The sequence below is a fragment of the Streptococcus mitis SK1080 genome, assembly GCF_000220085.1.
Lineage (GTDB): Bacteria > Bacillota > Bacilli > Lactobacillales > Streptococcaceae > Streptococcus > Streptococcus mitis_K.
Genome location: NZ_AFQV01000012.1, coordinates 1 through 25,234 on the forward strand (window position 1 = coordinate 1; position 25,234 = coordinate 25,234).

General features: G+C 38.9%; 18 protein-coding genes and 2 pseudogenes. 10 read left to right on the forward strand and 10 right to left on the reverse strand.

What is annotated here, in order from left to right; all coding sequences use genetic code 11:
• Positions 1-1,093 (reverse strand): annotated as a pseudogene (locus HMPREF9957_RS12260) (ISL3 family transposase); the annotation flags it as partial.
• Positions 1,094-1,106: 13 nt separating this feature from the next.
• Between HMPREF9957_RS12260 and HMPREF9957_RS12510 the strand changes: the two are divergent.
• The 10 genes and pseudogenes from HMPREF9957_RS12510 (at position 1,107) to xerS (ending at position 17,035) form a co-directional block, all read left to right on the forward strand.
• Positions 1,107-1,475, forward strand: a complete 369-nt coding sequence (locus tag HMPREF9957_RS12510) for a hypothetical protein (protein ID WP_080563508.1) — start codon at positions 1,107-1,109, stop codon at positions 1,473-1,475.
• An 84-nt stretch (positions 1,476-1,559) separates the two neighbouring features.
• Positions 1,560-2,249: pseudogene (locus HMPREF9957_RS05240) on the forward strand (transposase); the annotation flags it as partial.
• Between the two features lie 250 nt (positions 2,250-2,499).
• Positions 2,500-3,303 (forward strand): DUF4261 domain-containing protein, encoded by an 804-nt coding sequence (locus tag HMPREF9957_RS05245; RefSeq protein ID WP_004242227.1) that lies wholly within the window; start codon positions 2,500-2,502, stop codon positions 3,301-3,303.
• 443 nt (positions 3,304-3,746) lie between these two features.
• Positions 3,747-7,022, forward strand: coding sequence for an ATP-dependent nuclease subunit B (gene rexB / locus HMPREF9957_RS05250; RefSeq protein WP_004242230.1), 3,276 nt, complete (start codon positions 3,747-3,749; stop codon positions 7,020-7,022).
• Entirely contained in the window at positions 7,019-10,669 is a 3,651-nt protein-coding gene (addA, locus tag HMPREF9957_RS05255) for a helicase-exonuclease AddAB subunit AddA (protein WP_000802641.1), read from the forward strand. Before rexB ends, addA begins: the two co-directional genes overlap by 4 nt.
• Positions 10,670-10,686: 17 nt before the next feature.
• The gene (locus HMPREF9957_RS05260; protein WP_000174782.1) at positions 10,687-11,865 is read left to right on the forward strand and encodes a hypothetical protein; all 1,179 of its coding nucleotides are present in this window, start codon (positions 10,687-10,689) and stop codon (positions 11,863-11,865) included.
• 247 nt (positions 11,866-12,112) lie between these two features.
• Entirely contained in the window at positions 12,113-12,964 is an 852-nt protein-coding gene (ylqF, locus tag HMPREF9957_RS05265; protein ID WP_000201322.1) for a ribosome biogenesis GTPase YlqF, read from the forward strand.
• Positions 12,951-13,730 carry a ribonuclease HII gene (locus HMPREF9957_RS05270; protein ID WP_000201114.1) on the forward strand — a complete coding sequence of 260 codons (780 nt, stop codon included), beginning with the start codon at positions 12,951-12,953 and terminating at the stop codon, positions 13,728-13,730. Before ylqF ends, HMPREF9957_RS05270 begins: the two co-directional genes overlap by 14 nt.
• Positions 13,731-13,745: 15 nt before the next feature.
• A complete protein-coding gene (locus HMPREF9957_RS05275; protein WP_000392562.1) occupies positions 13,746-15,296 on the forward strand; it encodes a ClC family H(+)/Cl(-) exchange transporter in 1,551 nt (516 codons plus the stop codon).
• 668 nt (positions 15,297-15,964) lie between these two features.
• Positions 15,965-17,035, forward strand: coding sequence for a tyrosine recombinase XerS (xerS, locus tag HMPREF9957_RS05280; RefSeq protein WP_000817862.1), 1,071 nt, complete (start codon positions 15,965-15,967; stop codon positions 17,033-17,035).
• 201 nt (positions 17,036-17,236) lie between these two features.
• Here the strand turns inward: xerS and pdrM are convergent, their stop codons facing one another.
• The 9 genes from pdrM to HMPREF9957_RS05315 all read right to left on the reverse strand — a co-directional run bounded on the left by pdrM (position 17,237) and on the right by HMPREF9957_RS05315 (position 25,152).
• On the reverse strand, positions 17,237-18,589 hold the full coding sequence (pdrM, locus tag HMPREF9957_RS05285) for a sodium-coupled multidrug efflux MATE transporter PdrM (RefSeq protein ID WP_000278522.1): 1,353 nt from the start codon (positions 18,587-18,589) through the stop codon (positions 17,237-17,239).
• Positions 18,590-18,599: 10 nt separating this feature from the next.
• On the reverse strand, positions 18,600-18,860 hold the full coding sequence (locus HMPREF9957_RS0102255) for a hypothetical protein (protein WP_001105919.1): 261 nt from the start codon (positions 18,858-18,860) through the stop codon (positions 18,600-18,602).
• A 13-nt stretch (positions 18,861-18,873) separates the two neighbouring features.
• Complete coding sequence (locus HMPREF9957_RS05290) at positions 18,874-20,142, reverse strand: dihydroorotase (RefSeq protein WP_000924477.1); 1,269 nt, start codon at positions 20,140-20,142, stop codon at positions 18,874-18,876.
• 12 nt (positions 20,143-20,154) lie between these two features.
• Positions 20,155-20,619 (reverse strand): NUDIX hydrolase, encoded by a 465-nt coding sequence (locus tag HMPREF9957_RS05295; RefSeq protein ID WP_001135760.1) that lies wholly within the window; start codon positions 20,617-20,619, stop codon positions 20,155-20,157.
• A gap of 9 nt (positions 20,620-20,628) precedes the next feature.
• On the reverse strand, positions 20,629-21,282 hold the full coding sequence (locus tag HMPREF9957_RS05300; protein ID WP_000401330.1) for a uracil-DNA glycosylase: 654 nt from the start codon (positions 21,280-21,282) through the stop codon (positions 20,629-20,631).
• A gap of 61 nt (positions 21,283-21,343) precedes the next feature.
• Complete coding sequence (gene pynA / locus HMPREF9957_RS05305; protein WP_000120617.1) at positions 21,344-22,036, reverse strand: pyrimidine 5'-nucleotidase PynA; 693 nt, start codon at positions 22,034-22,036, stop codon at positions 21,344-21,346.
• 124 nt (positions 22,037-22,160) lie between these two features.
• Positions 22,161-22,379, reverse strand: coding sequence for a hypothetical protein (locus HMPREF9957_RS0102260; protein ID WP_000680080.1), 219 nt, complete (start codon positions 22,377-22,379; stop codon positions 22,161-22,163).
• 349 nt (positions 22,380-22,728) lie between these two features.
• Positions 22,729-24,411: an ABC transporter ATP-binding protein gene (locus HMPREF9957_RS05310; protein WP_004242241.1), complete on the reverse strand. Its 1,683-nt coding sequence runs from the start codon at positions 24,409-24,411 to the stop codon at positions 22,729-22,731.
• A 21-nt stretch (positions 24,412-24,432) separates the two neighbouring features.
• Positions 24,433-25,152, reverse strand: a complete 720-nt coding sequence (locus tag HMPREF9957_RS05315; protein ID WP_001244588.1) for an ABC transporter ATP-binding protein — start codon at positions 25,150-25,152, stop codon at positions 24,433-24,435.
• Positions 25,153-25,234 lie beyond the last annotated feature (82 nt).

Genomic DNA, 25,234 nt, shown 5'->3' on the forward strand with positions numbered 1-25,234 from the left:
AGAGCGTTGACTATTTTCTCATTATCCTTGAGAAAAGTTTTAAAGACGGTCTGAAAAAGAGGATGAACCTGCTTAAGATTGTCCTCAATGAGTCCGAAGAATTTCTCAGGGTCCTTGTTCTGAAAGTGAAAAAGTAAGAGCTGATAGACATTGTAGTGGTGTTTCAAGTCTTCTGAATAGCTCAAAAGCTTGTCTAGAATTTCTTTATTTGTTAAGTGCATACGAAAAGTAGGGCGATAAAATCGTTTATCACTCAGTTTACGACTATCCTGTTGAATGAGCTTCCAGTAACGTTTGATGGCCTTGTATTCATGAGATTTTCGATCGAACTGATTCATGATTTGAACACGGACACGACTCATAGCACGGCTGAGATGTTGGACAATGTGAAAGCGGTCGAGAACGATTTTAGCGTTAGGAAAAAGTTTTCTGGCAATATCGTAGTAGGGGCTAAACATATCCATAGTAATGATTTTCACTCGACATCGGACGGCTCTATCATATTTAAGAAAGTGATCTCGAATGACAGCTTGTGTTCTACCTTCAAGAACGGTGATAATGTTGAGATTATCAAAGTCTTGTGCAATGAAACTCATCTTTCCTTTAGTGAAGGCATACTCGTCCCAGGACATAATCTCAGGAAGACGAGAAAAATCATGCTTAAAGTTGAAATCATTGAGCTTTCGAATGACAGTTGAAGTTGAGATGGAAAGCTGATGGGCAATATCGGTCATAGAAGTCTTTTCAATCAACTTTTGCGCAATTTTTTGGTTGATAATACGAGGAATTTGATGATTCTTCTTGACGAGTGAGGTCTCGGAGACCATTTATTTTAGAGCAATGATAGCACTTGAAACGACGTCTTTTTAAGGAGGATTCTGGTAGGCATACCAGTTGTTTCGAGGTAAGGAATTTTCGACGGTTTTTGAAAGTCATATTTCTTCATTTGACTTCTGCAATCAGGGCAAGATGGGGCCTCATAATCCAGTTTAGCGATGATTTCCTTGTGTGTATCCCTATTGATGATATCCATAAATTGGATATTTGAGTCTTTGATATCGAGTAGTTTTGTGATAAAATGTAATTGTTCCATATGAATCTTTCTAATGAGTTGTTTGGTCGCTTTTCATTATAGGTCATATGGGACTTTTTTTCTACACAAAATAGGCTCCATAATATCCATAGGGGATTTACCCACTACAAATATTATAGAGCCGATTATTTCTTGCGAAATTTTTTTCCGACATTCAACGATTGAAAGTTTATTACGAGAATATCGAAGAAATAGCCAATTAAGACAATTATGCGGACTTCAATCACATTATATTTCTATGAATCATACTAATAATTATGTTCGTATAGTGCCAAGTTCTGCTACGATGTCTCGTTTTATAAAAAAATTAAAGGAACAGCAAGAAGAATTACCGGATGTTGGAAAAGAAGTAGCCGTTGATGGAAAAATTATTCAAAGTTAAGCCAATAAAGTATCTACTAAGGAACCAGATGGCAGAAGAGAAACTCAAGCAGATACGACAGCTAAAACTTATTATTCAAATAACGGAACTAAAACTATGAAGTACCATTTTGGTTTCCGATTTCATTTATTAGCAAATGTAAATTATGAACTATCGTTGGCTTTTAAAGTGACTCCAACAAGTAAAGGAGAACGTGAAGTCGCTGAAGAAATTCTTACAGAATCAGAATTACTATTGAAAAATACAAAGGCAGTGATGGCAGATAAAGGGTATGATAGTGTTGAATTTAGAAAATTCATCGAAGAACAAGGATTGATTGCGATTATCCCTCCAAGACATATGTGGAAAGATGAAGAAAGCCGCCAATATAAAGATACAGCCCTTTATTATAATCAAGATGAAGAAGTATTTTATCGAACAGAAGATTTTCAATTAATACCATTAGTGTACAAAGGGACAGATTCATTGTGTTACGGATTTCATCCAAAATATAATGATAACCGCATTTTTAGAATAAATCGTTCAGAAGATATTCGCATCTTCCCTAAAGTATCACAACAATCACATAAATTTGAGAGACTTTACAATAAGAGAAGTGCCATAGAAAGAATTAATGGTCGGTTAGATAGAGACTTTATGTTTGAGAATCATACGATAAAAGGATTAGAAAAAGTAACTTTATATGTCACAATGGCTTGTTTATGCACATTAGGATTTGCTTATTCAAAAGTGAAAAAACAAGAAACAGAACATTTAAATAGTTGGGTTACTTAATAATTGTATAACTTTTTTTAAAATCGTGAAAATTTAAGGGGGATAGTCTATCCTTTTTTAGGAACTGAGGCTGTCATTGAATCATTACACCTTAAAATGAAAAGGAAATTTACTTTATGAGATATTTTTTTGATTTCTGAAACAGATTTTTATTTTCAAAATTCATGATATCGCTATTTTTGCCCCCAAAAAGGACACAGCGTAAATGATTCACTTGACTTGACAATTCACGATAAAAAGATGATAATACATGGTAGATATTTTAGACAAATTTTATGTAGAGGTTGAGGTGGAAGTTTTGAACAGTGATAACATAGGAGAATTTTGTGGGAGCGTTTTGCTTTCGGAGGATTGTTGGGACAAGAATAAACTGATAAAAGATCTTAGAGATGAGTGGAGTATTGAAATCCCAAATGAAGATTTAACAGATGAAGCTGACGATGTAATCTTTACAGATATCAATGGATATCGTGTGGTTATCAGTAAATTCCCGAATCCCGTACCAAACGAAGAGGCGGAAATCAATGCTTCCAATAATTATATGTGGAGAGAAGCGGTAGAGGTTACTAAAAGCCATAAGGCACATATTGTCGTTGCTGTTTTAGGTGATGGAGAAGATATAAAAGAAAGAGGACTTATTTATACTGAGATTATGGCAGCTTGCAGCATGCAGGAAAATGCCATAGGCGTATTTACAAGCGGAGTGGTCTTTGAACCAAATTCTTATATTGACTGCGCTCAAATGATTAAAGAACAGGAATTACCTATTTTTAACTGGATATGGTTCGGTCTTTATCAAACTGACAAGGGAATATCCGCATACACTTATGGAATGTACGTGTTTGGAAAATATGAGCTTGAGATAATAGATGCAGATGAAAATCCGGGGAATCTAATAAAATTTATATCTTCAATCGTATCGTACATACTCCTTGAGGATGTAGATTTGCAGGATGGTGAGACCGTAGGGTTTTCAAAAAATGACAAGCATAAAATTACATTAAGCAAAGGTGTTGCTCTTCCGGATCAAGACACATTGAAAATTGCTTATTAAGCGGAAACAAGAAAATCTTGGTGGAGGAAATAGAGTGAAGTGACCCCAAAAGTTAGATTTTTTATATCTAGTTTTTGGGGTGTAGTATAAAAGGCTGGGGCAACCTAGTCTTTTTTGTTGGAAAGAATGTTATGTTAGAAAATGCGATATAAAAAGTAAGAGAGCTCTTGACATTTATGTCATACTCAATTATTTTAAAAAAGCAACCTTGTCCACTGTCAGTAGGCTCATATGTCACAATGGCTTGTTTATGTACATTAGGATTTGCTTACTCAAAAGTATAAAAACAAGAAACAGAGCATTTGGACAGTTGGGTTGCTTAATAGTTTTCTAATTTTTTTAAAATGAGAAAATTTAAAGGGCACAGTGTAAATGATTCAGGAGGAATCTTTGGGCTAATCATGGTATAATAAAAGGTAATGAAAAATTCCAACGAGGCAGAGATGAAATTACTTTATACTGATATTCGGACTTCTTTGACAGAAATCCTAACCAGAGAGGCGGAGGAGTTAGTTGCTGCGGGCAAGCGGGTCTTCTACATCGCCCCCAACTCTCTTTCTTTTGAAAAGGAACGCGCCGTGCTGGAATGCTTGTCCCAGCAGGCTTCTTTTGCGATTACCGTCACGCGCTTTGCTCAAATGGCTCGTTATCTGATTTTGAATGACTTGCCTGCTAAGACCAGTCTAGATGACATCGGTCTTGGGATGGCCTTTTACAGATGTCTTGCTGAACTTGTTCCCAAAGATTTACGAGTATACGGTGCCATCAAGCAGGATCCTCAGTTTATCCAGCAGTTGATTGATCTTTATCACGAGATGACGACTGCTCAAATGAGTTTTTTGGACTTGGAGAGTTTGACGGATGAGGACAAGCGAGCAGACTTACTCTTGATTTTTGAGAAAGTAACGGCCTATCTTAATCAAGGTCAATTGGCTCAAGGAAGTCAGTTGTCCCATTTGATTGAGGCTATTGAGAATAACAAAGTTAGTAGTGATTTTACTCAACTCGCCTTGGTTATTGATGGATTTACTCGTTTTTCTGCTGAGGAAGAGCGGATTGTGGACTTACTTCACGGCAAGGGTGTTGAGATTGTTATTGGGGCTTATGCTAGTAAGAAAGCTTATACCAGTCCATTCGCTGAAGGCAATCTCTACCAAGCCAGTGTGGAGTTTCTCCATCATTTAGCTGCAAAATACCAAACTCCTGCTCAAGACCGTTCTCAGACTCATGAGCAGATGGATAGTTTTGATAAGGCCTCTCGTTTGCTGGAGTCTTCTTATGACTTTTCAGAACTCGCTTTGGATGTCGATGAGAAGGACCGTGAAAACTTACAAATCTGGTCTTGCTTGACGCAAAAGGAGGAGTTGGAGCTAGTAGCCCGTAGTATTCGTCAGAAATTACATGAAAATGCAGACCTGAGTTACAAGCATTTCCGTATTCTCTTGGGGGATGTAGCTTCTTATCAGTTATCTCTTAAAACCATTTTTGACCAGTATCAGATTCCTTTCTATCTTGGTAGAAGCGAATCCATGGCGCACCACCCTTTAACTCAGTTTGTCGAGTCTATTTTGGCTTTGAAACGCTATCGTTTCCGTCAAGAAGATTTGATAAATCTTCTCAGAACAGGTTTGTATAGTGACCTTAGCCAAGCGGATATTGATGCTTTTGAGCAATATATCCGCTATCTTGGTATCAATGGCTTGCCAGCCTTTCAGCAAACCTTTACCAAATCCCACCATGGAAAATTTAATCTGGAACGTTTAAATGATCTTCGTCTGCGTATTTTAACACCTCTTGAAACTCTGTTTGCCAGTCGAAAACAGAAGGCTGAAAATCTCTTGCAAAAGTGGAACTCTTTTCTAAAAGAAGGATTAGTGACCAAGCAACTGCAAGATTTGACAGCCACTATGGAAGCTATAGAACAGGAAAGACAGACTGAAGTTTGGAAGGCTTTCTGTCATGTTTTAGAACAATTTTCAACCGTTTTTGCTGGTTCACAGGTTAGTTTAGAGGACTTTCTAGCCTTGCTCCATTCTGGGATGAGTCTATCTCAGTATCGCACCATTCCAGCAACAGTGGACACTGTTCTGGTGCAGAGTTACGATTTGATTGCGCCTTTGACAGCTGACTTTGTCTATGCCATTGGTCTGACTCAGGACAATTTACCAAAAATCGCGCAAAATACCAGTCTTTTGACTGATGAAGAAAGACAAAGCTTAAACCAAGCAACCGAAGAAGGCGTTCAATTGCTGATTGCCAGCAGTGAAAATCTCAAGAAAAATCGCTATACTATGCTTTCCTTGGTCAATTCTGCTCGTAAGCAGTTGGTCTTATCGGCTCCAAGCCTTTTTAACGAAAGTGAAAGCAAGGAATCAGCTTATCTTCAAGAGCTAGTTCATTTTGGATTTAGGCGAAAAGAGAAGAGGATGAATCACAAAGGGCTGTCTAAGGAAGATATGGGTTCCTATCACAGTCTTTTGTCCAGTCTGGTTGCCTATCACCAGCAGGGCGAGATGAGTGAGACTGAGCAAGATTTGACCTTTGTCAAGGTTCTGGCGCGTGTGATGGGTAAAAAACTAGAACAGCAAGGTCTGGAAAATCCAGCCCTCCCAACCAGCCCAAGCAGTAAACCCTTAGCAAAGGACACCTTACAGGCTCTCTATCCTGCTGAACAGGAATTTTACCTGTCTACCTCTGGTTTGACGGAGTTTTACCGCAATGAATACAGTTATTTCCTCCGCTACGTGTTAGGCTTGCAGGAGGAATTGCGCCTGCGTCCAGATGCTCGTAGTCATGGGAATTTCTTACACCGCATTTTTGAACGTGCCTTGCAGTTGCCTGACGAAGATTCCTTTGACCACCGTCTAGAACAAGCTATTCAAGAAACCAGTCAAGAACGCGAATTTGAAGCCATTTATCAAGAAAGTTTGGAAGCCAAGTTTACAAGGGAAGTTTTGCTTGATGTTGCACGGACGACTGGTCATATTCTCCGACACAATCCAGCCATCGAGACTATTAAAGAGGAAGCAAATTTTGGTGGGAAAGAGCAGGCCTTTATTCAATTGGACAATGGACGCAGTGTTTTTGTACGAGGCAAGGTTGACCGCATTGACCGATTGAAAGCTGATGGAGCGATCGGAGTGGTAGACTACAAATCCAGTCTGACTCAGTTCCAGTTTCCTCATTTCTTTAATGGGCTTAATTCCCAGTTGCCAACCTATCTAGCTGCCTTAAAAAGAGAAGGGGAGCAGAACTTTTTTGGTGCCATGTACTTGGAAATGGCTGAGCCTGTCCAATCTTTGATGACCGTTAAAAGTCTAGCAGGTGCAGTAGTAGAAGCCAGCAAGTCAATGAAATACCAAGGCCTCTTTTTAGAAAAAGAAAGCAGTCATTTGGGCGAATTTTATAACAAAAACAAGGCTAATCAGCTGACAGATGAGGAATTCCAGCTCCTGCTGGACTACAATGCCCACCTTTACAGGAAAGCAGCTGAGAAGATTTTAGAAGGTCAGTTCGCCATTAACCCTTATACTGAAAATGGCAGAAGTATTGCACCGTATGTTCAGCAACATCAAGCCATCACAGGATTTGAAGCCAATTACCACTTGGGTCAAGCCCGTTTCCTAGAGAAGTTGGACCTAGCTGATGGCAAACGTCTTGTCGGAGAAAAACTCAAGCAAGCTTGGTTTGAAAAAATAAGAGAGGAGTTGAATCGATGAAGCCCATTCCCTTTTTAACCGAGAAGGAAATTCAAAAACTGCAAGAAGCAGAAGCAAATTCGAGCAAGGAACAAAAGAAAACTGCCGAGCAAATAGAAGCTATCTACACTTCTGGTCAGAATATCCTTGTATCAGCGTCGGCTGGTTCTGGGAAGACCTTTGTCATGGCCGAGCGCATTCTGGATCAGTTGGCGCGTGGTATCGAAATTTCTCAACTCTTTATCTCAACCTTTACTGTCAAGGCTGCCACAGAGCTTAAGGAACGTTTGGAGAAAAAAATCAGCAAGCAAATCCAAGAAAGCAGCGATGTCGACCTCAAACAACACTTAGGACGCCAGTTGGCAGACCTACCCAACGCAGCCATCGGAACCATGGACTCTTTTACACAAAAATTCCTTGGCAAACACGGTTATCTGATTGATATTGCGCCTAATTTCAGGATTTTACAAAACCAGAGCGAGCAACTTCTTCTCAAAAACGAAGTCTTCCATGAGGTCTTTGAAGCGCATTACCAAGGTAAACAGAAAGAGACCTTTAGTCATTTGCTGAAAAACTTTGCTGGGCGCGGCAAGGATGAACGGGGGCTGCGCCAGCAAGTCTATAAAATCTATGACTTCCTCCAATCCACCAGCAATCCTCAGAAATGGCTGAGTGAGTCTTTCCTCAAAGGCTTTGAAAAAGCTGATTTTACTAGTGAAAAAGAAAAACTAACTGAGCAAATCCAGCAAGCCCTTTGGGATTTGGAGAGCTTTTTCCGTTACCATCTGGATAACGATGCCAAGGAGTTTGCAAAGGCTGCTTATTTAGAAAATGTTCAGTTGATTCTGGATGAAATTGGCTCCCTAAATCAGGAGTCCGATAGTCAGGCTTATCAGGCAGTACTTGCGCGTGTTGTCGCAATTTCGAAAGAGAAAAACGGTCGATCTCTGACTAATGCCAGTCGTAAGGCTGATTTGAAACCTCTTGCTGATGCCTACAACGAAGAAAGAAAGACCCAGTTTGCTAAACTAGGACAACTGTCAGACCAGATAACCATTCTCGACTATCAAGAACGTTATCATGAAGACACCTGGGAACTAGCTAAAACCTTCCAAGCCTTCATGAGTGATTTTGTGGAGGCGTATCGAGAACGTAAACGCCAGGAAAACGCCTTTGAATTCGCTGATATCAGCCATTATACCATTGAGATTTTAGAGAAATTCCCGCAAGTTCGTCAGGCTTATCAGGAGCGCTTCCATGAAGTCATGGTCGATGAGTATCAGGATACCAACCATATTCAAGAACGGATGTTGGAATTGCTATCTAATGGTCACAATCGCTTTATGGTGGGAGATATCAAGCAGTCTATCTACCGTTTCCGTCAGGCAGACCCGCAGATTTTCAATGAAAAGTTCCAACGCTATGCGCAAAATCCAAAAGAGGGTAAGCTTATTCTCCTTAAAGAAAATTTCCGTAGTAGTTCAGAAGTGCTGTCAGCAACCAATGATGTCTTTGAACGTCTCATGGACCAAGAGGTCGGCGAAATCAACTATAATAACATGCACCAGCTTGTTTTTGCCAATACCAAACTGACTCCCAATCCAGACAACAAGGCAGAATTTCTCCTCTATGATAAGGACGACACAAGTGAGGAAGAAGAGGGGCAGGCAGAAACGAAACTAACAGGTGAAATGCGCTTAGTTATCAAGGAGATTCTTAAACTCCATCAGGAACAAGGTGTTGCCTTTAAAGAAATTGCCCTTCTGACCTCCAGTCGCAGTCGTAATGACCAGATTATCCTCGCCCTGTCTGAGTACGGAATTCCTGTCAAAACTGACGGAGAGCAAAACAATTATCTCCAATCCCTAGAAGTGCAAGTCATGCTGGACACCCTTCGTGTCATTCACAATCCCCTGCAAGACTATGCCTTGGTTGCCCTTATGAAGTCTCCAATGTTTGGCTTTGATGAGGACGAGTTAGCACGTTTATCTCTTCAGAAAGCAGAGGATAAAGTCCAAGAAAATCTCTATGAAAAACTGGTCAATGCACAAAAAATGGTAACAAGCCAGAAAAACTTGATTCACACGGCTCTAGCTGAGAAACTAAAGCAATTCATGGACATCTTGGCTTCTTGGCGCTTGTATGCCAAAACCCACTCCCTCTATGACCTGATTTGGAAGATTTACAACGACCGTTTTTATTATGACTATGTTGGGGCTTTGCCAAATGGTCCTGCTAGACAAGCCAATCTCTATGCCCTAGCTCTGCGTGCTGATCAATTTGAAAAGAGCAATTTCAAGGGTTTGTCAAGATTTATTAGCATGATTAACCAAGTTTTAGAAGCCCAGCATGATCTTGCAAGCGTGGCCGTCGCACCGCCAAAAGATGCAGTAGAGCTCATGACCATCCACAAGAGTAAAGGGCTGGAGTTTCCTTACGTCTTTATCCTCAATATGGATCAAGATTTCAATAAGCAAGACTCTATGTCAGAAGTCATTCTCAGTCGTCAGAATGGTCTTGGTGTCAAATATATTGCCAAAATGGAGACAGGAGCAGCGGAAGATTACTATCCTAAAACCATCAAACTCTCCATTCCTAGTCTAACCTATAGGCAGAATGAAAAGGAATTACAGCTGGCAAGCTACTCAGAGCAGATGCGTCTGCTGTATGTTGCCATGACGCGGGCTGAGAAAAAGCTCTATCTTGTCGGCAAGGGTTCTCGCGAAAAGCTGGAAGCCAAGGAATACCCAGCAGCTAAAAATGGAAAACTAAATAGCAATACTAGACTGCAAGCACGGAATTTCCAAGATTGGCTTTGGGCTATCAGTAAAGTATTTACCAAGGATCATCTCAACTTTAGCTATCGTTTTGTTGGTGAAGATCAGCTGACTAGAGAAGCTATCGGAGAGTTGGAAAACAAAAGCCCTCTCCAAGATAGCTCCCAAGCAGACAATCGCCAGTCTGAAACTATTAAAGAAGCTCTTGAAATGCTAAAAGAGGTGGAAGTTTATAATACTCTTCACCGGGCAGCCATTGAACTGCCTAGTGTTCAAACCCCAAGTCAAATCAAGAAATTCTACGAACCAGTTATGGATATAGAAGGTGTTGAGATTGCAGGTCAAGGCCAGTCAGTAGACAAGAAAATCAACTTTGATTTGCCAGATTTTTCAACCAAAGAAAAGGTAACAGGAGCTGAGATTGGTAGTGCTACCCACGAACTGATGCAGAGAATGGACCTCAGCCAGCAACCAACCCTTGCTAGCCTGACAGAAACTCTCAAACAAGTTCAAACCAGCCCAGCTGTCAGAGACAAGATTAATCTTGCTAAAATTCTTGCATTCTTTGACACAGCACTCGGTCAGGAAATTCTCGCTAATACCAACCATCTTTATCGCGAGCAACCTTTCTCCATGCTCAAACGAGATCAAAAGAGTAACGAAGACTTTGTTGTCCGTGGTATCCTTGATGGCTATCTGCTTTATGAGGATAGAATCGTTCTTTTCGACTACAAGACAGACCGCTATGATGAGCCCAGTCAACTCATAGACCGTTATCGTGGTCAGTTAGCCCTATACGGAGAGGCTTTATCTCGAGCCTATTCGATTGAAAATATTGAAAAATACTTGATTTTACTCGGTAAAGACGAGGTTCAAGTTGTAAAAGTATAATCTAGAAAGGAGACCTCATGACACTTCCAGTTAGAAAATCCCTACATGATGCGGTTTTACAGGCTTCAAAAGCTGATACTTGGGAACAAGCTACCAAGGAATGGAATGAAGTTTCCTTGATTTTTAACGGTATCGGCCGTAGCAATTGTGTCTGTGGAAATGCCATCAAGTACGCCTACGAACTCTTTAACGGTGTCACAGGTCAACGCCTCTTTCCAATTGGTAGCGACTGTGTTCGTCATTTTCATCGATTGACCCTTGACCAGCAACTGGAAGAGGAAGAAAAACTGCTCAGAAAGGTTGAAAATCTGACCAGAAAAGCCCAGAAAAAGGAAAAAATCAAAGTCAATAAAAGTGACTTTGACGAGCGTCTTCTAAAATGGCTCTGGGAAAAAGGTGTTTTTAAACCCAATCGTGGCAATCAGTTCTCACCTGAGAAAGACTACCAGCTCTTCCTAGAAGTCTTTCAAGGAGGAAGTTGGACCAAGGCGGAGCCAAAGAAAAAGGCTCGGATGGAAGAAGTCCTTGAAAAGTGTATCAAACCCTTTTTACTTGGAAAACCAGATGACCAACTCTACCTTGTCAAGCTAGGCAAGGAGAAAATTGACTACGAGCAAGAACTCCGTATCCAGGCAGAGAAGGAGCGCAAGAAGAGGGATAAAATCGCCAAGCAATATGCAGACAATCTAGTTCTAGCCATGGGCCCGGCAGAGCGTGCCTATCAAGATTACTTTGGCTTTACAGAGACCCTGACTCAAGAAGAACGCAAGTGGGAGAAAATTCTTTTTGGTAAAAATCGAGCAGAACGGGCTATCAAGGCCAAACAATACCAAAAAGAGTTGGAAAAAGACCAACGAATTGCCGGTCAAGATCCAATTGAAAGAAAGCAGAAGCAGACCTGGCTCCTCAATTCTTACTTTCGTGAACTTCCTGAAGAAAAAGCTCGATTTGCTCGCCTCTTATTAGAATATCGAAAAAGTGGAGAAGTGCCTTTTTCAACTGAATACTTATCAGACCATCTGCTAGACTTTTTCTATAAAATGAAAGCCTTTGAGTTTGAAATCGCACCAGAACAAGTCCGAGATTTTCTAAAAGAAAGCCTGCAGACAGAACATCTATCCTCAGCACAAGAAAGTTGGATAGAAGGAATTCTCCTCAACTGCCTCAAACCATTTTTAGAACGATTATTGATATAACTAACACCTACCGTGGAAAATTCCATGGTAGGTGTTAGTTTATCCAAAAAAAATAGAGAAAAGTTGAATATTTTCTGTTAATTTAAAAATCAGAAGAACACATATATTACATAATTTATTTTATGCAATATATGTGTTGTGCAAAATCAAAAGCCTATGCAAAAGCGCTCAAATTATGATAAAATAGACTATAAGAAAAACACTATTTATATTAATTAAATTTTTATTTTATAAGGAAAAAAACTCAATGGCTACTATTCAATGGTTTCCTGGTCACATGTCTAAAGCGCGTCGACAGGTGCAGGAAAATTTAAAATTTGTTGATTTTGTGACGATTTTGGTGGATGCACGCTTACCTTTATCTAGTCAAAATCCTATGTTGACCAAGATTGTTGGTGACAAACCAAAACTCTTGATTTTAAACAAGGCAGACTTGGCCGATCCAGCAATGACCAAAGAATGGCGTCAGTATTTTGAATCACAGGGAATCCAGACGCTGGCTATCAATTCCAAAGAACAAGTAACTGTAAAAGTTGTAACAGATGCGGCAAAAAAGCTCATGGCTGATAAAATTGCTCGCCAAAAGGAACGTGGTATTCAGATTGAAACCTTGCGTACCATGATTATCGGGATTCCAAACGCTGGTAAATCAACTCTCATGAACCGTTTGGCTGGTAAGAAAATTGCCGTTGTCGGTAACAAACCAGGGGTTACCAAGGGACAACAATGGCTTAAAACCAATAAAGACCTGGAAATCTTGGATACACCAGGGATTCTCTGGCCTAAATTCGAAGACGAAACTGTTGCTCTTAAACTAGCCTTGACTGGAGCTATTAAAGATCAGTTGCTCCCTATGGATGAGGTGACCATTTTTGGTCTTAATTATTTCAAAAAACATTATCCAGAAAAGCTAGCTGAACGCTTCAAACAAATGAAAATTGAAGAAGAAGCGCCTGTGATTATTATGGACATGACCCGCGCCCTCGGTTTCCGTGACGACTATGACCGTTTTTACAGTCTCTTCGTGAAGGAAGTCCGTGATGGCAAACTCGGTAACTATACCTTAGATACATTGGAAGACCTCGATGGCGACGATTAAAGAAATCAAAGAACTCCTTGAAACGGTCAAGGAGTTAGAAAGCCCTATTTTTTTAGAGCTTGAAAAGGATAATCGCTCTGGAGTTCAAAAGGAAATCAGCAAGCGTAAAAAAGCTATTCAGGCAGAATTGGATGAGGATCTTCGTTTGGAATCCATGCTTTCCTATGAAAAGGAACTGTATAAGCAAGGATTGACCTTAATTGCTGGTGTTGATGAAGTCGGCCGAGGTCCTCTAGCTGGGCCTGTGGTTGCTGCAGCCGTCATCTTACCTAAAAGTTGTAAGATTAGAGGTCTCAACGACAGCAAGAAAATTCCTAAAAAGAAACATCTGGAGATTTTCCAAGCCGTTCAAAATCAAGCCTTATCAATTGGCATTGGTATCATGGATAATCAGGTCATCGACCAAGTCAATATCTATGAAGCAACCAAACTGGCCATGAAGGAAGCAATCTCCCAGCTTAGTCCTCAACCTGAGCACCTTTTGATAGATGCCATGAAACTGGATTTACCAATTTCACAAACATCTATCATCAAAGGAGATGCTAATTCCCTTTCAATTGCAGCAGCTTCTATAGTAGCCAAGGTGACACGTGATAAATTGATGAAGGAATTCGATCAGCAGTTCCCTGGCTATGATTTCGCTGCTAATGCAGGATATGGAACTGCTAAACACCTGGAAGGACTTGACAAACTAGGAGTTACCCCAATTCACCGAACCAGCTTTGAACCCGTTAAATCACTGGTTTTAGGTAAAAAAGAAAGTTAATTGAAAGGAAATACCATGGAGGAACAGTCGGAAATAGTCCGTTCTAAGAAAGAATTCGCCTTTGCATCCAGCACTATACTATCCCAAGTTGGTCGAGGAATCATTGTCGGCCTCGTCGTTGGAATTATCGTCGGATCCTTTCGTTTCTTAATTGAAAAGGGCTTCCACCTGATACAAGGACTTTATCAAGATCAAGCGCACCTAGTGCGCAATCTTTTTATCATTGGTCTATTTTATTTAATAGTTTGTTGGCTCAGTGCGAAATTAACTCGATCAGAAAAAGATATCAAAGGCTCAGGAATTCCTCAAGTCGAAGCCGAACTGAAAGGCCTCATGTCCCTCAACTGGTGGGGCGTTCTTTGGAAAAAATATGTGCTAGGTATTCTAGCTATTGCCAGTGGTCTTATGCTGGGGCGTGAAGGTCCAAGTATCCAACTGGGAGCAGTTGGTGGTAAAGGTATTGCCAAGTGGCTCAAATCCAGTCCAGTAGAGGAACGTTCCTTGATTGCAAGTGGAGCTGCAGCAGGATTAGCCGCAGCCTTTAATGCACCAATAGCAGGCCTCCTCTTTGTAATAGAAGAAGTTTATCACCATTTTTCGCGCTTTTTCTGGGTTTCTACACTAGCAGCCAGCATCGTAGCAAACTTTGTCTCTCTGCTCATATTTGGTCTAACACCCGTACTGGATATGCCAGATAATATCCCACTCATGACCCTAGATCAGTATTGGATTTACCTCCTCATGGGAATTTTTCTGGGTCTTTCCGGTTTTCTCTATGAGAAGGCTGTACTCAATGTCGGTAGAATTTATGATTGGATTGGTCAAAAAATGCGTTTAGATAGAGCTTATTATCCAATTCTGGCCTTCATTCTCATCATACCAGTCGGAATCTTCTTACCCCAAATCCTTGGTGGTGGAAATCAGCTGGTTCTTTCCTTAACTGAGCAAGATTTTAGTTTTCAAGTTCTATTAGCTTACTTTTTGATCCGTTTTGTTTGGAGCATGATTAGTTATGGAAGTGGTCTTCCAGGAGGAATTTTCCTACCTATTTTGGCTCTCGGTTCCTTGCTTGGTGCCCTAGTTGGTGTCATTTGTGTCAATCTTGGACTTGTCAGTCAAGAGCAATTCCCTATATTTGTCATTCTAGGAATGAGTGGATACTTTGGAGCAATATCCAAGGCTCCCTTAACTGCTATGATACTCGTAACTGAGATGGTAGGAGATATTCGCAACCTCATGCCACTTGGTCTTGTCACTCTTGTTTCTTATATTATCATGGATTTACTCAAGGGTGCACCAGTCTATGAAGCCATGCTGGAAAAAATGCTTCCAGAAGAAGTATCTAGCGAAGGAGAAGTTACACTTATCGAAATACCAGTTTCTGATAAAATTGCTGGGAAACAAGTTCATGAACTCAACTTACCACACAACGTCCTCATCACTACCCAAGTCCATAATGGCAAGAGCCAAACAGTTAATGGTTCAACCAGAATGTATCTCGGAGATATGATTCACCTAGTTATTCCAAAAAGTGAAATTGGGAAAGTAAAAGATTTATTGTTGTAGGAGTTTTTCACATAATTTATGTTATGTAAAAATAAATTTCTTAATTAAATACACTAGAAAACCGATTCTCAGTAATGAGATCGGTTATTTTTTAGAGATAAGACATCTCACATACAAATAATTGAACTTTGGTAAAAATTAGTATTTGGAAACTATAAAAAGCACTAGATAATAATTCACAATAATAACTCCAAAGATTTAGATCTGTTTTGTTTGCAGGTCTAAGTTTTTTGATCATTTTAACAACTAAAAATTTATCTACTTTTCCCTAGACAATGGATAAACCCTTGATACAACTGGGTTTAAAGGGTAATGTACACTCTCTAAAAAATGTACTTTATAATTGAAATGTACTTTATTTTAAGGCAAGATAAAGTACATTTTTTGATTTAGTAGCTTAGATGTATAAAGTACATTTTCAGCCCTTACCAAACCCCTTGTAAGCCTAAAAACGTTGATTTAATAAGGTTGTGAGATTTAGTAAAGTACATTTTCACTAAAATGTACATTTTAGACAATTTTGAACGAAAAAAAATTTTTTAGTTATAGTTTTGGTCTAAGTCTTTTTTAAAGATCTCTACAACATTTTTCCGAAAAACTATAATTTTCTTGAAAAATATGCAAGTCTATGCTATACTACTAATAGACTTACTTTATGGAGAAAATACATGAAACGTGAGATTTTACTAGAACGAATCGACAAACTAAAACAAATCATGCCCTGGTATGTTCTGGAATACTACCAATCTAAGCTTGCTGTTCCTTACAGTTTTACAACCTTGTACGAATATCTCAAGGAATATGATCGATTTTTCAGCTGGGTTTTAGAGTCTGGTATCTCAAACGCTGATAAAATGTCTAATATTCCTTTATCTGTCTTGGAAAACATGTCAAAGAAAGATATGGAGGCTTTTATCCTTTATCTTCGAGAACGTCCTTTGCTGAATGCTAATACAACCAAGCAAGGAGTTTCTCAGACAACTATCAATCGGACTTTGTCAGCACTTTCTAGTCTTTACAAATATCTTACCGAGGAGGTTGAAAACGATCAGGGGGAACCTTATTTTTATCGTAATGTAATGAAGAAAGTTTCAACAAAGAAAAAGAAAGAAACGCTTGCTGCCAGAGCTGAAAACATAAAGCAAAAACTCTTTCTTGGTGATGAAACAGAAGGTTTTCTAACTTATATCGACCAAGAGTACCCTCAACAACTTTCTCATCGAGCTCTTTCATCATTTAACAAAAATAAAGAACGTGATTTGGCCATCATTGCCCTTCTCTTGGCATCTGGCGTCCGCTTATCTGAAGCTGTTAATCTGGATCTAAGAGATCTCAATCTCAAGATGATGGTTATCGATGTCACTCGAAAAGGTGGCAAACGTGACTCGGTCAATGTCGCTGCCTTTGCAAAACCTTATTTAGAGAATTATCTCGCCATTCGAAATCAACGCTATAAGACGGAAAAAACAGATACAGCCCTTTTTTTGACTCTCTACAGAGGAGTTCCTAATCGTATCGATGCTTCCAGCGTTGAGAAAATGGTTGCTAAGTATTCTGAGGACTTCAAAGTCCGTGTAACACCCCATAAACTGCGCCATACGCTAGCAACTAGGCTATATGATGCTACTAAATCACAAGTTTTGGTCAGTCACCAGCTAGGACACGCCAGTACACAAGTCACTGACCTCTATACCCATATCGTCAACGATGAACAAAAAAATGCCTTGGATAGTTTATAAACTACATAAAATAAATTATGTAAAACAAAATTCAAAAAAAGAAGTTGCTTGTTTTAGCAACTTCTTTTTCTTTATATCTGATACCAGTAAAGTAGCGTGGAATATCAATTGTTTCTATATTTTTGAAGTTCTCGTCTACCTACTACTAATTAAAATAATGTAGATAAGGAAGGATATTTTTGCTTGTAGGAATTCTAAAAATCAAGCTTTTCTGGATTCAAATCTCTTCATAATCACAGTTAAACGCCAACGGTAAAGAACCCCACTCACGATTAGACTAATAATCAAACCAATCCAGTAAGAATAAGCTCCAAAATCTGTTAGAGAATCGAATACCATAGCTACTGGGAGTGTCACCCCCCAGTAACCAACCAAACCAAGGTAAAAAGGAATAACGGTATCCTTATACCCCCGTAAAATTCCCTGAAGCGGTGCTGCAAAGGTATCTGCTAACTGGAAAAAAAGACTGTAAGTTAAAAAGCGCGCTGTCAAATCGATAAATTCTGGGTCGTTACCATAAAGACTAGCCACATTTCCTCGAAAAATGTAAAGGAAGGATAAGGTGAATGCCGCAAAAATAAGGGCAGTCCATCTTCCTAGACCAATATAGGTTTTCGCATCATCAAATTGCTTGGCTCCCACTTCATAAGACACAACTATAGCCATAGCCGATGAAATACTCATAGGAAAGGCGTACATAAGACTTGAAAAGTTCATGGCTGACTGGTGACTAGCAATAATCAAGGACGAGAACTTAGCCATAATCAAGCCAACCACGGAAAAGATAGCCACTTCCGCAAAGACAGTTCCCCCAATAGGCAGACCTAAGCGAACTCCTTCCTTAATTTTATCCATATTAAGTGGAATTCGTTTCTCAAGGTGTAAGGCTTTGAGCTTCTCCTGTTTAAATAAAACCAGAATAGAAATCCCAAGCAAGACCCAATAAGCCAAGGAAGTACCTAAACCAGCACCAGCACCTCCCAGTTCTGGAACACCAAAGGCTCCGAAAATCAAGAGATAGTTAAATCCACTATTGAGAGGAAGTAACAAAAGCATGAGGTACATGGACAATTTGGTCAGCCCTAGAGAATCCAGCAAGGAGCGAATGACACTAAAAAGCAACAGGGGGATAATTCCGATAGATAAAAACCAAAGATAGCGAACCGCTACTGCCGCCACTGGTGCTTCTAGTCCGATATGATTTAAAACGGGTGGTGCCAGGAAAACTACCAGTCCCAGCAAGACCACAGATAGACCCAAGGCCAGATAGATGAACTGGTAAAAATCAGATGCAACTTCTTCCTTTTTGCCTCGACCAAGATGGTGACCAATGATGGGCACCAAGGCCGACACAATCCCTGTCAGAAATGTAAAGAAAGGATTCCAGATACTGGTTGCCATAGACACACCAGCCAAGTCCATAGTATTGTATTGACCTGTCATTGCAGTGTCAACAAAAGAGGCAGAATAATTGGCAAATTGGTAGATCAGGATTGGGAAGAAAATTTTTAAAAATAATACTAACTTCTCTCGTAAACACTTTGTCTTATACATACTTCTCTTTCTATTCTGATTTATCTAAACCAAAGAGTTTCAGACCATAGTTTTTCAAACTTAGCGGAGGGTTATTAGATTTTGAAGTAGTATGCCAACACGCACATGTTCGACAATAATAGCTTCTAACTAAATCTCCATTATCATATTGAACCGCATGGTCAGCTTTTTCTTTAGTTTCATATTGAATTTTAGAACGATTAGATGCGGGACAGTAAATTCCGCTATTAGATTTTGCTTTTCTCTCCCTACGTTTTCGAAAATAATTCATATTCCAACTCCTATCAAGCTTGATAGACGATTTGTCCCTTACAGATGGTATATTTAACCTGCCCTTTTAAGGTTTCACCGATGAATGGTGAATTAGCTGCTTTCGAAGCAAAATGGGAGTCCACAAGGCGGTCAGCCTTAGCATCAAAAATAGTGATGTCCGCTGGACCATTCTCAGCCAAGTAACCTGCTTCAAAGTTGTAAAGCTTGGATGGGTTGTATGTCATTTTTTCGAGTAATTCCATCAAGCTTAACTCACCAGCTTCGACCAAATAAGTCAATCCAAGAGATAGAGATGTTTCTAAGCCAGTCATACCAGATGGCGCCTTGGTAATATCTTCGACATTTTTCTCATCTGCATGATGAGGCGCGTGGTCAGTTGCGATAACTGTGATGACGTCTGATTTGAGACCTTCAATCACGGCACGACGGTCTGATTCCAAACGAAGCGGTGGATTCATCTTAGCATTGCTTCCTTGTGTCAAAAGGAGCGCTTCGGTCTTAGAAAAATGCTGTGGCGCTACTTCTGCTGTTACTTGCGCACCTAACCCTTGAGCAAACTCAACTACTTTAACACTTTCTTCCTTAGACAAATGCTGGATATGAACATGGGCCTTAGTTGCATAGGCAATCATGACATCACGCGCCATCATAGCGTACTCAGCCACCCCAGTCGCACCGCAGATATGGAAATGTTCTTTAGCAATATTTTCATTAAATCCAAGTATCCCATTCAAACCTGGATCTTCCTCATGGAGACTAATAAAGGTATTAAGCTTTTGGGCTTCCTCCATGGCTTCCTTGACAACTTTACTGCTTTCAAGTGGGATACCGTCATCAGAGAAACCAACCGCACCAGCTTCTAAAAGTGCCTTAAAGTCAGTCAAATCTTGCCCATTAAAATTCTTCGTAATGGTCGCAACCGTCTTAACATTGATTTTTTCCTTGGCAGCAGATTGAAGAACTTCTTGCAAAGTCTCCACGTCTGAAATGGTTGGACTAGTATTAGCCATCATGACGACAGTTGTAAAACCACCTACAGCAGCAGCTAGGGCACCAGTATGGATATCCTCCTTGTGGGTCTGACCAGGTTCACGGAAATGAACATGGATATCGACCAAGCCAGGAGCAACTACAAGACCAGTAGCATCAAGCACTTCTGCCCCTTCTTCTTTAATTTCAGGTGCAATTTTGATAATTTTCCCATCTTGAACTAAGACATCACACACTTGATCCAAACCAGACTTAGGATCCATTACACGACCATTTTTGATTAGTAGCATCTACTTTCTCCTTTATTCATAGAAATCAACTTGGGTATCCAACAATTTATCCCCATCATAAACAAACTTGGCTGAAAAGAAGGGTTTGTCCTCTAAAAGCCATTCAACAAAGGTGTGGTCACCCTCCCAAGTTGGCTTGCTCAAAACCTCATCATAGGGAACCCATTCTAGCGTCCCCTCGTTGCAATCAATCAAGTCACCCTCGAACTCCGTCACCTTAAAAACATAGGTGTACCAGTCTAGATCTGGCGTGAATTCAGGAAAAGTGATAACACCTTTTAGAACTGGCTTAGCTTTGAGCCCTGTTTCTTCAAGGATTTCACGCGCTGCGCATTCCTGAGGGGTCTCACCTCTCTCTATCTTACCACCCACACCAATCCATTTCCCTTCATGAACATCATTGGGTTTCTTATTACGGTGGAGCATAAGCAGTTCTTTCCCGTTATCAATGTAGCAAATTGTCGCTAACTGAGGCATATTTTCTCCTTATCTAAGCCAATCGATTGGCTCTTGTCCTGTCTCTTTTAAGAATGCATTGGCCTTGGAAAAAGGCTTGGAACCCCAAAATCCTCTATAAACCGATAAAGGACTTGGATGGGCTGATTCGATAATCAAGTGGTGAGGATTGGTAACTAAGGCCTTCTTCTTGCGTGCATAAGCTCCCCAGAGTACAAAAACGACTGGTCTATCTAGTTGATTGACCACCTGAATCACAGCATCTGTAAATGGCTCCCATATTTGACCAGCATGACCATTGGCCTGTCCAGCAGGAACAGTCAGACAGGTATTGAGAAGTAAGACTCCTTGCTCAGCCCAAGCTGTCAAATCATGAGATTTCTTAACCCCGATATCATCTGACAATTCTTTCAAGATATTTTGCAAGGATGGCGGAGCTTGGATAGAGTCAGGTACAGAAAAACTCAAGCCCTGCGCTTGACCTGGCCCGTGATAGGGATCTTGCCCTAGAATCACCACCTTAACCTCTTCAAGCGGTGTTGTCAATAGAGCTTGAAAAACCTTTTCCTTAGGCGGATAAATAGTCCCTTGAGAATAGACCTGCTCCATAAACTGATTGATTTTCCCAAAATAACCTTCAGGCAATTGCGCCTTAATCAAAGCATGCCAAGACGAGTGTTCCATAGCCGACTCCTTCGTTTTTACTGCCTCTATTATAGCAAAAAGTGGCTATCTAAACCACTTTTTACAGTTTATCTAAACAATCCAGCAAGTCTTGGTAAGAATGGACTTCGTAAGTCGGCTGGGCTTGTGTGTGATTTTCGAGGTGATGAGGGTTGTACCAAATCGTGTCAATCCCAGCATTATTGCCACCTTGGATATCGGCAGTTAGAGAATCTCCAATCATCAGCGTCTTTTCTTTACTAAAACCTGCAATCTGCTGACCAATTTTTTCATAAAAGAGAGCATCCGGTTTTTGTGTTTGTAGCTGTTCAGAGATAAAAACTTGATTGAAATAAGGTGCTAGACCCGATTGAGCCAAACGCCCCGTCTGAATGGCAGTAATGCCATTTGTCGCAGCATACAGCTCATAATCACGCTCGATGAGGCTATCTAAAAGTTCATGAGCACCTGAAAAAGCTTGCCCCTGTTGGGATAGGTAAAACTGGTAACGTTGGGCTAGAAAACTACCGTCTTTTTCCTGTCCAAAATGAGCAAATAAACGAGAAAAGCGCGTGTTAACCAGCTCTGGTTTACTGATTTTCTTTTGCTCTAAGTCCTTCCAGAGAGCCTTGTTCATAGGGACATAATAGTCTTTATAAGCCTGAATATCTGCAACCCCTTCTTCTTTTAGAAGTTGCGTCAAAGCCACATCCTCAGCAGCATCAAAATCAAGTAAGGTGTGGTCGAGGTCGAAGAGTAGAAATTTGTAGGACAATTTGAGAGTTTTCCTTTCTAGGATAAACAACTTTCACTTCAGTCGGCTGTTTAATGTAAAAACTTAAAAGTAGTAAATTATAACAAAAATAATAGTTCCAATTGATTAACTAATCCATACTATTCTAGTCAAGTTTATTTTTATTATAGAAAAATCTTCTATAAATTCGAGCAATAGTTAAAATAAATACGGAGACTACCCCTATAATAGTTAAAGTTAATTTTCCTACCCCTGTTTCAGCATTTATTATGTAAGTGTGAAATAAAGGTGCTAGACCTAGCAAAACATATAAAATGTAGAAAGCTAATTTTATCTCTCCGATACCAGCAAAAAAATGTTTCATTTTAAATATTCTCCTTTGAAGCCCCTAATGTTTAAAAATAATGACTTCTTAAAATTAAACAGCTCTAAAATCTAAATATTTGTCAGAGATAAGCTATACTAAGATTATTTTTTAAGCACAACCTTCTTGCTCTTATGGTTTAATTATATTATAACACTATAAAATTTTCAATTTAATTGATATTTACCATTTAATCATATTCGATGAGTTGTATTTTACAGCTTAATATTATTTAGCCTTCTTTTTTAGTCACTTTTTAATTCTCAAATTCACTTTGTTTATACAACCATAATATTATTGGAAAACAACTTGAGATTAAAGATTTTCATCCTTTTTTATTCTGGTAGCACTACACACTCAACTCAACCAATTTATAAAATTCACCTTTCCTATCCATCAAGTTATCAAAAGAACCATCTTCAACAATAACTCCATTTTTCATAAAAAGAATTCTATTGTACTTTTTCAACATGCTCTTATTTAACTTATGCGTAACAACAAGAACCGTCAAATCTTGAATTTCTAAAATTGAATTTTCAATTTCAGTAGTAACTTTATTATCTAAAGACGAGGTAGCCTCATCTAATAATAAGATTGGTGTTTTTCGAATTAAAGCACGCGCAATACTAAGTCTCTGTCTTTCTCCCCCAGATAGATTTGATCCATTCTCGCCACATAAAGTTTGTAGACCTAATTCATTTTCTAAAATAGAACTTTCTAAACCAGACTGCTGTACAGCTTTTTTTATATCATCTTCAGTAAAGGATTGACTAAGGGTAATATTTGCTTTTAAAGTATCATCAAAGATATAAACGTCTTGTTGAACAATAGTCATTAAGTTATAAAGGCTCCCTGCTGAAATAGCTTGTATATCTTGATTATCAATTGAAATATGTCCACTTGTTACATCATAGAAACGCAGTAATAGATTGAGTAAAGTTGATTTTCCACTACCTGACATACCTACTATTGCAATTTTTTCCCCCTTTTTGATCTGTAAAGATAAATTATTAAAAATCTTTTCCTCAGCATTAGGGTAGGAAAAATCTACATTTGAAAAAGAAATGACATCATCAAAATATTCTTTCGTTTTACCAGTTTGAAGTTCGATTACATCTTTTACCTCAAATGAATTCAGTGTAGCCTGACCTTCACGGAATTTACTCATTCCCATACCAATTTCATTTAGTGGCATTACTACAAAATTGACTAGTTGAACAATAGCTGTAACACTCCCAATTGTGGTATGCCCACCGAAGACCAGATACATTCCTCCACCAAAGGCTACTAAAAAAACAATCATCCCTGAAAGTTGAGAAATAACATTAGATAAAACATCAAATTTCCCTTTGATGAAATATATCTCATCCAATTTTTCGCTTTCGTTTTTGTAATCTTGACGGATAGCATCTTTCACATTAAAACTTTTTATAACGAGAAACCCTGCTAAAATATCTTTAACCTTAGCTAAATATTTCTGATCGGCTATCATAGAACTATTTTGTAGAGAGGCTGATTTTTGTCCAATAAATCCTGAAATCATCATAGGAATAATGCTAGCAATGATAACTAATAAGGTCAAAAACCAATTACCTATAAACATGGCTACTAGTGAGAAAATCATTAAGGAAATATTTTTTGAAATATTAAAATATTGGTGCAAATAATCCTGCTCAATTTTCTTCATGTTCTCAGTTAATATTGAAATAAATTTTCCTGATTTTTCCTTAGAAAATTCTCTATAATCCCTATCTAAAATAGATTCAAACACCTTATTTTTGTATCTTGACATAATCTGCCTAACAAGTTTATTTCTTAATCGAAGGGATATAAAATTAAGACTGGCATAGATAAATATTACGATAGCACCTATTAGTATCGCTTGGGTTAGAGCTTCCCTATTTTGGGACATTCCACTATCAATTATAATTTTAATAGAATAAGCAAAAGCAATATTAGTTAAAGGAACTAATATATTAAAAATCATGAAAGTATAAAAATACTTCTTATGGTACTTTGTCAATTGTTTCATTCCTAATCTACCTCGTAATTCTTACATTTCATTTAGAAAATGTGACATAAAATATTCTTCTAAGTCAATATTCTCCCTCCTAATCTCTTTCATAGAGACCTGTTCTAGCATTTCTCCATTTTTGATAAAACCAATTTTATCTGCTATCTGTGAAATTTCCGATAATATATGACTCGATATTAGTATTGTAATTCCATGCTCCTTAGAAAGAGACAACAAAAGATTTCGAATTTCTTGAATTCCTATTGGATCTAAACCATTGATTGGCTCATCTAAAATTAACAATTTAGGTTTTGTTAGAAAGGCACGAGCTAAACCAAGCCTTTGCCTCATTCCTAACGAAAACTCTTTTACTTTTTTAGTCGTATTCTTTAATCCGACCATTCTTAAGGCTCTTATTATATCTGATTCAATAATATTTTTCCCCATATACTGAGCGTGAATTTCCAAAATTTCTTTTGCTGTGAGGTTTTCATAAAAAATTGGTGTTTCAATAACACTTCCAACCTGACTTAGAATCTCCTCTCTGTGATCTTGTAAATTTTTTCCAAAGATTTCAATACTACCAGATGTAACAGTTGATAAGGATAACATGCATTTCATTAAAGTTGTTTTCCCTGCGCCATTTGGTCCTAAAAATCCATAGATTTCTCCTTCAGCAATTTGAAGGTTGATACCACTTAAAATTTCTTCTTTATCAATTGTTTTAAAAACTTCTTTTACTTCAACAATATTTCTCATTTCTATCTCTCTTTCTATATCTAACTTTAAATGCAAGGATTTTTCTTCAGGAGCATAAATACCAATTTATCCAGCTCTTCTT